General features: G+C 51.3%; 6 protein-coding genes. 5 read left to right on the forward strand and 1 reads right to left on the reverse strand.

The window, feature by feature from the left end; genetic code table 11:
• Positions 1–54 precede the first annotated feature (54 nt).
• From O59_RS17010 to O59_RS17030, 5 genes are all read left to right on the forward strand, one after another.
• A complete protein-coding gene (locus tag O59_RS17010) occupies positions 55–1,419 on the forward strand; it encodes an alkaline phosphatase family protein (protein ID WP_007644808.1) in 1,365 nt (454 codons plus the stop codon).
• A gap of 89 nt (positions 1,420–1,508) precedes the next feature.
• Positions 1,509–2,228 (forward strand): UbiA family prenyltransferase, encoded by a 720-nt coding sequence (locus tag O59_RS17015; RefSeq protein ID WP_050977101.1) that lies wholly within the window; start codon positions 1,509–1,511, stop codon positions 2,226–2,228.
• A 586-nt stretch (positions 2,229–2,814) separates the two neighbouring features.
• The gene (locus O59_RS17020) at positions 2,815–9,642 is read left to right on the forward strand and encodes a starch-binding protein (protein WP_007644810.1); all 6,828 of its coding nucleotides are present in this window, start codon (positions 2,815–2,817) and stop codon (positions 9,640–9,642) included.
• Between the two features lie 17 nt (positions 9,643–9,659).
• Positions 9,660–10,991 carry a DUF1552 domain-containing protein gene (locus O59_RS17025; RefSeq protein WP_007644812.1) on the forward strand — a complete coding sequence of 444 codons (1,332 nt, stop codon included), beginning with the start codon at positions 9,660–9,662 and terminating at the stop codon, positions 10,989–10,991.
• A gap of 99 nt (positions 10,992–11,090) precedes the next feature.
• Complete coding sequence (locus O59_RS17030; protein ID WP_007644814.1) at positions 11,091–12,110, forward strand: DUF1566 domain-containing protein; 1,020 nt, start codon at positions 11,091–11,093, stop codon at positions 12,108–12,110.
• On the opposite strand, the gene O59_RS17035 is transcribed toward O59_RS17030, so the two are convergent.
• The gene (locus O59_RS17035; RefSeq protein WP_007644816.1) at positions 12,088–13,434 is read right to left on the reverse strand and encodes a DUF58 domain-containing protein; all 1,347 of its coding nucleotides are present in this window, start codon (positions 13,432–13,434) and stop codon (positions 12,088–12,090) included. The genes O59_RS17030 and O59_RS17035 overlap by 23 nt on opposite strands.
• Positions 13,435–13,445: the final 11 nt, after the last annotated feature.

The following is a 13,445-nucleotide window of genomic DNA, read 5'->3' on the forward strand; positions in this document are numbered from 1 at the left end:
TTTATGGATACCCGCGTTCGCGAGTATGACGAAAAAATACAATAGGTAAGTTTTATGCAACGAACGCTGGTGATTAATGTGGTGGGGCTAACGCGCAATTTAATTGGCGAGCACACACCCAACTTACAAAAATTGCTGGGCAACAGTGTGGATATAAAACCCATGGTGCCCGCCGTTACCTGCGCCGTGCAAGCCACTTACCTCACCGGAAAAACACCGGCGGAGCACGGCATAGTTGCCAACGGCTGGTATTTTCGTGACCTTAATGAAGTTTGGTTGTGGCGGCAGAGCAACCGCTTAATTCAAGCGCCCAAAATTTGGGATATAGCACGCGCAAAAGATTCGTCGTTTACTTGCGCCAATACGTTTTGGTGGTATGCCATGGCCACCGGTGCAGACTACACCTTAACGCCGCGCCCACTCTATTGCGCCGATGGCAGTAAATTGCCGGATTGTTATACCTATCCGCTGGAGTGGCGCGAAGAATTGTCGCAAAAGCTTGGGCCATTTCCTTTGTTTCAATTTTGGGGGCCAGCGACTTCCATTAAATCCAGCGCCTGGATTGCCGATGCGGCGATAAACGTCGAGTTAAAAAAATCTCCCAGTTTGCAATTGGTTTATTTGCCGCATTTGGATTACTGCTTACAAAAAGTCGGCCCCCAAGGCGATATCAGCAAAGACCTGCAAGAGGTCGATGCGTTGGTGGGTAAACTGCTCGACTTTTTTACCGCGCGCGATTGCCGGGTGATTGTGTTATCGGAATACGGTATTGGTGCGGTGGATAAACCGGTACACCCCAACCGCATTTTGCGCGAAGCGAATTTACTCGCGGTAAAAACCGATTTGGGGCACGAGTATTTGGAAACTGCAACCAGTAAAGCCTTTGCCGTGGCCGACCATCAAATCGCCCATGTATATATTCAGGACGCTGAATTAATTCCCACCGTAAAAAAATTATTTGAGCAACAACCGGGCATCGCACGGGTATTGGATGCAGAAGGCAAACGCGAGCTTGGGTTGGATCACGAGCGCTCAGGTGAACTTATTTTATTGGCCGAGGCCAATGCCTGGTTTACTTATTATTATTGGCTGGACGATAACAAAGCGCCGGATTTTGCGCCTACAGTAGAGATTCATCGCAAACCCGGTTATGACCCCTGCGAATTATTTTTTAATCCCAAATTGCGTTTCCCTATGCTGCGCATGGCGGGTAAGGTGCTGCGCAAAAAATTGGGCTTCCGCTATTTAATGGATGTCATTTCCATGCAGCCGGAGCAAGTGAAAGGTTCACATGGTTTGGCATTATCCGGTGCGGACTCCACGCCGATTTTTATGTCCACCGAGGCACGTCTGGTGCCCCGTGAACCCATCGCCGCCACCGACGTATGCGATTTAATGCTGCGCCATGTATTTGATTAATTTTTATGGATACTCGCGTTCGCGAGTATGACGAACATGTATTTATCAGAAATTTCTTGGCGTTCAACTTTTTCTCTTGGGAAATGTACATGAAAATAAAACCGCTCTTGGCACTGTGCCGTATCAGCAACTTGCCTACAGTGTGGATGAACGTGCTCACGGCCATGGTGTTAATTGATTATGCTGTTCCTGCTACGGTGCAGTGGGTGTGGTTGCCGGTATTGGCGCTTGCGCTGTCGGCATTTTATTGCGGCGGCATGGTGCTGAATGATCTGTGTGATTATCAATGGGACAAACAACACCAACCCTACCGCCCGCTGGTGACTGGCAGTGTCAGCGTAAAAACGGCGGTGATTATTGCGATTACATTATTTTTAACGGGTTTTATTCTTGTCGCACTCACACCCTTTGCGCTGACAGGCCTATGTGCTGCAGTCGCACTGTTTGCAACCATTGCCATTTACGATGTGTTCCATAAAAAAACGACTGCCAGTATTTTGGTAATGGGGTTAGCTCGGGCATTGGTATTTGTAGTGGTGCTTATGGCCTTAACTGGTGAGTGGTTGCAGTGGGTGCTTATTGCCGCTGTGTTGCAGTTTCTGTACACCCTGTCGCTAACCTTTGTTGCGCGCTATGAACATATGCGCGGCAAACCTTACACCGGGCCGGTTATTCCGCGCATGATTGCGGGCATGGCGGTGGTGGATGGCATATTGCTCGCGCTAGTGGTTGCGCCAGTCTGGTTATTGGCTGGCATCGCGCTGGCAGTATTAACGCGTTTTGGTCAACGCTATGTGCGTGGTGATTAACACTTTATCCGTTAATTTCTCAACCAATGCTAGCCGCTTGAAGTGATGCGGCTAGCAAGTGGTTTTCCATTCGACTATGGGTTGCTCCGCTGTTACGCGATGTAACTAATTGTCACCCAATACTTTTGTATTCCCTGCCTGAATTTTCTGCATACGTATTCATATTGCTTGCAACAACGGAACAAAACTATTCTGCAATGGCGATGGTGATCGTTTTAATACTGTTGTGTTAGCGCAATCATCTGCTTTCTCGCATCGATCAATACAGTAAAAAAAACACACTAAAAAAATAAAGTAATTCGAACAAGTATCACCCTGCGTTGTTTCAGCGCCTTACAAATACTCTTACGTTACAAAAGACTATGGATCCGGTACGCAACAGTTGCGGGCATTACTGTGGCTGGGTAGCGGCATACTTTTGCTTAATGTTTTTCTGAAAATAATTTGCAAAACGTTGCACTGGTTGGGCGATAACTCCGCTCCACGGGTTCGTTATTCTTTAAATAATATCAATTTACATAACAATAATATTTCCAGGCTTCGCGGCGCGTAACGCCGGTCGTTTGGTTTCCTGTAGGAAGATACTATGCGTAAGTTATCAGCCTGTTTTGCGGCAAAAGGGTGGTTCACTCTTTTGTTCAGTGTTGTCGCCCTTGCTTATTCTCATGGAAGTAGCGCCCAGTGGAGCAATGCTTATTTTCGCGGCACACCCACGGATTGGGTCGCCACTGCCATGACGAAAAACACCGCAACAGGTTTGTGGGAGACGCGACAAAATTTTGCAGGGACTAATCCGCGTTTTAAGGTTGGTCGCTATACCGACAATTGGAATGAAACCTTTCCGGCGCAAGATTTTTTAATCCCCTCTACGGGTGATTATCACATTGCTTTCAATGAAACGAGCAAGGCAATTTCCGCCGTAAAATTAGCGGCGACAATTTCAGGCAGCAGTGTTTGTTTTAATAACCCCGGCAATTTTGCCAACCCCAGTATTTATTTCTGGGCGCCTACACCTGCGTCCAGCATGACCAATCTACCTGCCTGGCCGGGCAGGGCGATGGTCAAGATTGGCAATTATTATTGCTATGATTTGGCGAGCCATTTAACAGCGAGTGCATTGCCAACATCGCTCAGTATTATTTTTAGTAACAACGGTGCAAATCAAACCGCCAATCTCACTTTTAATGGTTCAGGTAGCGGCGCGGGTTGTTATGAAAATACCGTGTGGAAAAGTTTGCCGCAGTGCGGGTTTTATTTAGCAAATGCGGCGTCATCGTCCAGTGCGGTTTCTTCCATTGTCGCCTCCAGTGTTGCACCTTCGAGCGTGCCATCCAGCGCGGCGGCATCATCGGTAGCGACGCAAATCATTAGCGCCAATTCGATTTGTTTTAATAATCCTGCTAATTACGCAAACCCCTCACTTTATTTTTGGAACCCTGCTCCTGCAGGGGCCATTACCGCTTTGCCCGCTTGGCCCGGTAAGAGTATGACCAAGCGTGGCGTTTTTTATTGTTACGACTTTAGCGCGGACTTGGCTGCTGGTGTTATGCCAACCTCGCTGGATATTATTTTTAACAATACCGGTGCGCCGCAAAGTGCGAATTTGAAATTTACCGGCGCCGGTTGTTATGAAAATACAGTATGGAAAACTCTTGCGCAGTGCGGCTTTACCACTGCAGTGGCATCCTCCTCTGCACCGGCATCAAGCAGTGTTGCACCTGCTTCTTCAAGTGTTGCGCCAAGCTCATCCAGTCTGTCGATAGCATCGTCAAGCGTTGCACAAACCTCTTCCAGTGCCCCCTCAAGCGTGGCCGCCACAAATACCACCCTGTATTTTAAAAATACCGCTAACTGGGCCAGTGTAAACGTGCATTTTTTCAATGCCGTGCCTGCGCGTACCGGCAGTGTGTGGCCGGGGCCTGCGATGGTTCGCCTTGCGAATGCACCGACAATTTACAGCTATCAATTCACGGGCGCGCTCACATCGGCGGGCATGGTGTTTAGCGCAAACGGCAACCCTAAAACGGGCGATTTAAATTTTGTCGCCCCTAATAATTGTTATGACTTTGGTACTGCGTCCTGGAAAACACCGGCGGCCTGCGGCGTGCCTGCAACCCTGGTCGCTAATGCGGGGGTGGATCGCAAAGCAAATGTGAATAGCCGTCAAGCATTGTCGGCGGCAGCATCCACTGGTGATTACACGACGGCCAGTTGGACCAGCACCGCCTGGGCGGGAGCATTGGTGGGTAAACAAGTAGTGACACCACCATTGACCAGCCTTGGTAATCACACGGTCACACTCACATTAACGGCAGCCGATGGTTCCACCGCGACCGATACCCTGGTGATCAATGTTGTCGCCGCGACTCAAGGTTTACCCGAGCGTCCGCAATTGGCGGCGCCACTTGGCTTCCCCATTACCGGCACGGTGAGCAGCGGTAAATACCGCTTTGTGAACGCTTTCCCGGCGTTGGAATCTTTTTTCTTTTCACCAGTGATGGTGACTAACGACGGCGCCAATGATTTGGTTTACGTGGTGGATAAAGAGGGCGCGATCTACGCATTTCCCAACAAAGAATCCGTAGTGCCGGCGGAAGTGCGCAAGTTGTTGGATATCAAAGCCACCGTGCTGAATAACAACGAAAGCGGCATGCTCAGCATGGCCTTTGACCCGCACTACGCCAGCAATGGTTTTATTTACATCTATTACATTTTCGGTGAGAGCGATAATTTCTACCCGCGCACCGATGGCATAGTGGGCGGGAAAACCGGCGATGCGATTATCGAGCGCTGGACGGTCGATAACCCGGCCAACCCAACCTCTGCTGGTTCCAAGGTCGAGCTGCTGCGCATTCCGCAACCGGGTGAGGATCACAAGGGCGGCATGATGCAATTCCACCCCACCGAGGGTTACCTCTATGTGGGTATAGGCGAGGGCGGTTATGGTCACAGCGCCTTCCCGCTCAACCCGCAGCCGAGCGATGCCTATCAGCGCCGCCACAACAACAGCGCGCAAGATCCGACCACTTTGCGCGGCAAATTTATCCGCATCCAGCCGCTGGCGACGCCAGTGAATGGCAAGTATTACAGCGTGCCGGCGGACAACCCCTTTGTTGGTCAGGCAGGTTATTTGCCGGAGATCTGGTCCATGGGCCATCGCAATCCCTGGCGCTGGGCGTTTGATACCGATGCACCCTATACCCTGTGGGAAACCGAAATCGGGCAGGACACCGATCTGGCCTATGAGGAAGTAAACATCATCACCAAAGGCCAAAACTACGGTTGGCCGGTGTGTGAAGGCACGCGTAACCGCGGCACCTTGGGTGGCGCTGCCAGCAAAAATTGCCTGACGGATTATGTGCCGCCGCGCGATGGTTATGGCCGTACTTCCGGCGTGTCGATCATTGGTGGTTTTGTCTATCGCGGCACCCAATTACCGGCGCTCAATGGCAGTTTTATTTTTGGCGATTACGTGACCAAGCGCCTCTGGTCGGTGAGCAATGACGGGCAGGCGAAGAAACTGATCAGCGAAGCATTCCCTTACTACATCTCGTCGATAGGCAAGGATTTACAGAAGAACCTGCTGATCTCCAGCCACGGCCGCGAATTGGGTGGGCCATCCAGCATTTTCAAAGTGGTGGATGACGATGTCGCCACGGCGCAGATCCCGACCAAACTTTCCACCACCGGTCTGTTTGCCGATTTGGCTAACCTGATTCCGGCTCACGGTGTGATTGAGTATTCACTCAATAGCGGTGGTTGGTTTGATGGCGGCAAAATGCGCCACTTTATCGCCCTGCCCAACAGCAGCAAAGCGGGCTTTGACCCGACAGCACTCTGGAACTTGCCGGTCGGCTCGGTGGTGGTAAAACACCTGGCCGTAGCCACCGCTAGCAATACCAATAAGCCCTTTACTACCTCGGTTTTGTTCCGTCAGGAGACCGGTTGGCAGGCCGCTAACTACCAGTGGAATAGCGCCGGAACTGATGCTGATTTGGTCACTGAATCGGCCGTGGTGCCGGATGGCGGCTTGGTGAGTGTGACGCGCAAAGTGGAAACCGGCAGCACCTGTGGCGGCTGTCATAAAAATGCCGAGGGTCAACTCACCCCGCTGGCGCTAAGCACCCGTCAACTCAACGGCAACTTCAATTACCAGGGCGTGACCGCTAACCAACTGACAGTGCTCAACAGCATCAACCTGTTTAGCAGCGCCATTGGCAATGCCAGCAGCTATGCGCAGTTTGCGGCGCCAACCGATAGCAACGCGAGTTTGACCGAACGCGCCAAGGCTTACCTGGATGTTAACTGCGCCCACTGTCACGCCGGCACCTCGGGCGGTATGGATTTGCGTTTTGACACCGCGCTGGAATCCATGAAGCTGGTCAACCAGAGCAACCGGGTAGTTCCGGGCATTCCCGCCAATAGCAACCTTTACAAATACCAAACCGGTTCCGGTATGCGCATGCCTTTTGGCTCCACCGAAACCAATGCCCAGGCGGAAACCCTGTTCCGCAATTGGATCAATGAATTGGGTGTGGATGTAGTGCAAACCGGTGTTGCACTCAGCGCCAGTAAAACCAGCGCCGAAGTGAACGAGGTCATCGGCCTGAGTCTGGCGATGCTCTACAGCAACAGCACCCAACTGCCTGCGGTGGGTGAGGTGAGCTGGAGTTCCAGCAACCCGGCGGTGATTTCTACCCAAGGTAAAACCGGCGCCGCCATCAACCTCACGGCATTAAGCACCGGCACGGTAACCATCACCGCGAGCAGTGACGGCTACAGCGATAGCATCACGCTGGAGGTGGTGCCGCCATCCAACCCCATCACCGCACTGACTATTGTCGGCCGTGCCAATGTGCGTTTGCTGGCAGGTGAAAAGCACCAGCTGGCACTGGTGGCTACGGCGGCAGATGGCTTGCAGGGCATGACTTCGCGGGTGATTTGGACCAGCAGCAACCCACAGGTGGCGACTGTATCGGCCTCCGGTTTACTCACCGCAGGCACCGCAGCAGGTACCACCACTATTAATGCCCTCTACGGTGACCTGACTACCAGTTACACCGTGACGGGGTTGGGGCAGGGGCAGTATGTGTATGTGAAAAAGCCTGCTAACTGGGGCACGGTGTCAGCTTATGTGTGGACTAACCAAAACGGTGTAGAAACACCGCGCACTGGCCCATGGCCGGGAACTGCGCTGACCGAGGCGGCCACGGCCTATGGCGCAGGCTGGCTGCGCTTGGTGATTCCCGCCAGCTGGGCGAACACCAGCGGTGCGACCAATATTATTTTCAGCAATAACGGCGCTAACCAGACCGGCACCGGCCTTACCGTGAATCAGGCCCAGCCAAGCTGGTATGACAATGGCTGGCTGGCTGCTGAACCCGCTGCCGCTGCAGTGGAAGCAGGCACCCAGATTCAGGTCGGTAACGGCAGTGCGAGTATCGGTGCCAGCGGCAACCTGAGTGGTAAGTTGTTTGTGCCCGGTACTTTGCTGGATATCAACGCCAATCCCGCCGGCCCCGGCATGCAGTTTGTGCACTGGGAAGGTACCGGCGCGGCTTACTTGTTGGATGCTAATAGTGCCACGACCCAAATGGTGGTGGGCAATGCGCTGTCGCTGACGCTGCTGGCGGTGTTTGATGCCATCACCGATCAACATGAAGTAGCGCGCGGCCATTACCAAAGTCAGGGCTGTGTGGGTTGTCACGGTAGCGATGGTCAGACCGGCAGTTACAAGCTCACTAACCAAGCGATTGCCGGTCGCTACAACCTGCAAACATTGGCGGACTACATCGCCACCAATATGCCCAAAGACACCAATGGTGCGAGCTTTGGCACCTGTACTGGCAGTTGTGCTACCAGTATCGCCGCGATGATTTTGGCAGATGCCATACTGCCGCCCGCAGGTGTGTGTGATGCCGAAAGCCTGGACGATTTGATCCCACAAGATCGCAGTTTCCGCTTGTTATCAACGCTGGAATACAACAACTCGGTGCGCGATTTACTGGGTTTAACCACCCCTATCGATGTCACCAGTGGCCGTATTCCGGGCGACTTGCCGGTTAATGGCTTCAAAACCAACGCCAATGCGGTGTTCACCAACGACTACGCCAAGGGGTATGTGCTCGCGGCAGAAGCGGCGGCAGGCATGGTAACGAACATCTATAGCCTTGCCCCTGGTTGTAATAACGTGACTTGTTTGGTGCAGAACTTTGGCAAGCGCGCCTTCCGTCGGCCGTTAAGTTCGAGCGAAGTAACCAAGCTGGTGACATTGCATAGCGCGCAGGGCGACTTGGCCTTGCTCACCGCGATTTTGTCCTCGCCCTCCATGCTCTATCGCTCGGAAGTGGGTGTGCCAGTAGGGAACTATTACGAGCTGACCGACTATGAAGTCGCCGCCATGCTCTCCTATACCTACTGGGCGACTACGCCGGATGCCACTCTTATGGCCGCCGCCGATGCTGGGCAGTTGAGTTCGCCGGAACAAATCGCCACCCGCGTGCGCAGCATGTTGCAGGATCCAAAAGCCCAGGTCGCCTTTGAGCGCTTTATTACCGGTTGGCTGGATTTGGACAAGGACATCAAAACCACCGCCATCAGTAACAGTCTCAAAGCGGACATGAAGGCCGAGACCATCGAGTTTGTAAAACGCACAGTATTTGGCGGCGGCAGTTACAAGGAATTGCTCACCGCTAACTACAGCTACATGACCCAGCAGATGGCCAACCATTACGGCCTGACCTGGCCGGGCGGCAGCGGCGTGCAGCGCGTGGATTACAGCGGCGTGAATGCCGAGCGTCGTGGGGTATTGGGGCATGCCGGTATTCTGGCGATTCAATCCGCCTCGGAGAAAACCCATCCGGTCAAACGCGGTTTGTTTGTGCGACGCAATCTGTTGTGTCAGGACTTCCCGCCACCGCCAGTGGGTGCGGAGTTAAAACCGCAGGAAGATCCAAGCCTCACCGTGCGTGAGCGGTTTGAATCCGCGCATTTGCAAGAGGGCTGCGAGTCCTGTCACCAGTACATCGACGGCATAGGTTTTGGTTTGGAGAATTACAACGCCCTCGGCTTGTATGTGAACAGCGAAACCACCGACAACGGCTTGGTAAAAGCCATCAACTCGCTGGGTGAAATAGGCAGCTTGAATTCGGCCGAAACTTATCTATCCGAGTCCGAACCTGTGACTCTGTATCACGGCATGGATGAGTTGACCGATTTGCTCGCCCAAAGCCCGAATGCGCAAGCCTGTTATGCGCGTCAGTGGTATCGCTACACTCGCGGCCAACTGGAGGAGGCGAGCGACAGCTGTACCTTGCAAGTTTTTGGTCGTGAATTCAAAACCGCCACCAATGCCAACCTGTTGGATTTGATGGTGGAATTCACTCAAACCAAAAACTACATTTTGCGCAAATAATTGCGGAGGACATCAGCATGAATATTTTAAAAAATAAAATGCAGCGTCGCGATTTCCTCCGCACGCTCGCGAAGGCCGGTTTAACCACCGCGTTCACCAGTCAGTTTATGTTGTCGGCCAATGTGTTCGCCCAGGCGGGCGGCGCCAAACGTTTTGTGATGGTGTTTTACCCCAACGGTTGTGTGCGCGACAAATGGCATTCCTACAATACCGGCGCACTCGGCAGCGGCAGTTTTGATACCAGCCCGCTGCAACATTTAAACGCGCACATCAACAAAATTGTCGCGTTTAAAAATCTCAGCTACAACGGCCACGGCGGCAGTTCGGGTCACCCGGAAGCCTGTCGCGGCGTGTTCTCCGGCGGTGTCGAGCGTGCACCGTCTTTTGATGTTGCTATGGGCGAAGCATTGGGTGGTCGCCTCACCAACAATATGCATGTCGGCGTGTGGTCGAGCCGGGCGATAGGCGCAGAATATTTGCCCTTCACCAATAAAAACGGCAATAAAATTCAAGTGTCCGACAACCCACAACAGGTGTACGACAATTTACTCGCCGACATTGTTGGCAGCAGCAGTGGCACACCGGACCCGGAAGCGGAACGCCGCAAAAAAGTATTGGAAAGCTTGCACGAAAATTTGGATTTATTGCAGGCCAATACCCTCAACATTAAACAGCAAGGGAAATTACTCACCCACGAAGAGGCGCTCAATTATTACCAGAGCACACTCACCGGCACGCTGGATATCGGCGGCGGCACCGGTTTTAGTCGCCCCACTATCGGTATGACGGGCGTAAACGACGATGCGGAATTAATTGCCAAAGCGCAAATGCGCAATATCGCTATGGCGTTTCAAGCTAACATTACACGCACCGCCAGTTTTCAATTTATGGGCGCGCAGGATGAATCGTTAAAAATTAATTTCCCCAGCGTGCGCCCCTACATGGGCGATTTCGGTTCGGGCGATAAATTAAATTACAACGAAACCCGCAGCCACGTCAGTTCGCACAATGAATCCGCATTGTTTGATTCACAAACCCGCTGGTACAACATGATGGTCGCCTACCTAATGGACGAACTCGCCGTTCGTCCAGATGTCGCCTACGGCGGCACACTGCTGGATAACACTTTGATATTAGTCATGTCAGAAGTCGGCGGCGGCAACCACCAACAAGAAAACCCCGGCATCTATGTCGCAGGCGGCGCCGGTGGCGCCATCCAAAACGGCAAAGCCATCGATGCAATGAATAACGGCATGTCCAATTTATATCTGGATATCGCCAAAGCCTTTGGGTTGAACTGGGGTAGGTACGGGAATAGTTATGGGGGGATTAGTGGTTTCTTGTTGTAATTATTTTTTTGCAAAGTAATCAAAGAAACTATCTGTCAGTGATGATAGGTAGTTTTTTTATTTATGATCGAGTAAATTCAACAGGAATGTCGAGCAGAAATGGCGCTGAAGCTACGCGCTCAAGGAAAGGGATTTATGCAAACAAAACGATTACTTACAATTTTGGTGGCTGTAAGCATAGCCGCAACATTCTTCGCGTTGCATTTTAAAGAATTTCTTAAGGAAAATTCAGAAACTAAGTCAGCACACCACTCTAATGAAACCATTCATCATGCTGGTTCTGGTGTGAATGAAAATATTGGAGAGAAAGATAAGTTTGAAAAAAAGCTATCTGATTCAATACAGCCAACCTCTTCAAATAAACACTCAAGTAGTATCGCCCTCTCAGATCTTGATAAAGAATCTCAAAAACATGCTCAGGATATCACCGAAGTATTTGAGTCAGAGCGAAAAATAAAAGATATGTCAGTTGACGATGCGCCTAGTGAGTCGTCTGAAGCACCGCTTGGAAGTGAGTTGAATCTCGATGATAAAGATAACGACCTGCCTAAAAGGCATCGTTTTATCAAGATAGATTCATTTGGAAACCGGCTTGCCGATGATGCTGAAGTTTGGTCATGTATATTCGACAACAAAACCAACCTTTTATGGGAAAGTAAAAGTGTAAGTGCGCCGGGATTATCTCACGAGTTTCGGTACCGCTGGAGTGACGACGCGTCAGGCTCGCTGTCAATAGAGGATAATCAGCGGATTGTTAGTAATTGCCCATATTTTACGGAAGATAAAACGGGTAATTTGAAAGATTGCAATATATCCATGCACAGCATTGCGATAAATTCGATGTCGCTTTGTGGCACAAATAGTTGGCATGTTCCAAGCGTATTGGAATTGGAATCTATAGTTAAATCTGGGCAATATAATCCTGCTGTTGACATTAAATATTTTCCGCTTACCCAAAGTGATTACTATTGGAGCCGGGAAGGTTTTGCTTACACGGAATATAACGCTTGGGCAATCAATTTTGCTGTGGGTAAGGTAAACGATGTTGAAAAAACGGAGTTTGGTTACGTTCGCCTTGTCAGTGGTGAGTCCTCTATTACAAAACCCCCGCCCCCTTAATTTCCCAATACGCATTCGCCACACGTACCGCTAATTCATTGGCGGTGCAGTCGATGGCGTAGATGCCGGAGGAGGTTAGTTGTTGGTGGCTTTCGCTGCGCTCGTGTAAAAATTGTTGTACGCCGGCGTAGTGCAGGGCGTCATCAAAATCGCGGACGGGGGTGTCGGCGAGTTTGTCCAGAATGTGTTCGCGGATGTTAACGACCATGACCAAGTGGCGTTTCTTCAGCAGGTTTACCGCGAGTAATAATTCGTTGTTGTCTTCGTCGCGGGAATTGGTGACGAGAATTACCAGTGAACGTTTGGGTTGTAGGATGGCGAGTTTCTCGGCGGCGGTGATGTAATCTGCCGTGGCTTGGGTTGCTTGCAAATCGTAAATTCCGTTGAGCAAAGTCTTTACACGCTCAACACCTTTTTGTGGTGGAATCCAGCGGTGTTTTTTATTGCCTTCGCTACCAAAACTGAGCAGGCTGACATTGTCGCCCTGGCGCAATGCAATATAACTGACGAGTAACATCGCATTAAGCGCGTGATCAAAATGGCTGAGTTCGTCGTCTTTGGCGCGCATGCGTCGGCCGCTGTCGATCATTAAAACAATTTGCTGGTCGCGTTCGTCTTGATAATCCCGCGCCATTAATTTTTGGCGGCGCGCGGTAGCTTTCCAATCCAATTGACGCAAGCTGTCGCCCTGGCGATATTCGCGTAATTGATGAAACTCCATACCTTCACCGCGTCGCTGACGTTTTTTAATGCCCATTTGACTGGTGTGATTTTCGGTGGCGAGAATCGCGTAATTCGCAATGGCGACAAAATCCGGATAGACCTTGATGGGGGTTATGTCACCCGTCCAGTAGCGAATCGCCCAGAAACCGAGTGGGCTATAAAACTCCACCTGCGCTTGCTTAATCTGTTCTGCACCACGCACCAGCGGGCGCAATTGGTATTCGTTACGGCTGTTGTGATTGGGTTGTAATTCAATGGTCAGTGGCAGGTTGTCGTGGTCGGCGCTATTGGGAACACCGTCAAAAATTTTAATCTGCGTGGGCTGAGTGAAGCGATGTTTAATGCGCAGCGTTACCGGTGCCCACTTATCCACAGCGAGGTTGCCTGCGACTTCGCGAGTTATTTCTACCGGTGGCAGGCGGCGCGACAACATAAAATCCAGCAGCGCAATAATTATCAACCCACCAAACAGCGCTGCTGGTAAATAGTCGGCCAGCCCCGCATTAAAATAACTTTTGCTGAAGGCATTAATAAAAACCGCTGCACCCAATAGTGCAAATGCGGTAATTAATCGTGAGCTGGGAATCCATTTTCTGCGCATAAAATTTCCGG

Source organism: Cellvibrio sp. BR, from assembly GCF_000263355.1.
Classification (GTDB): Bacteria; Pseudomonadota; Gammaproteobacteria; order Pseudomonadales; family Cellvibrionaceae; genus Cellvibrio.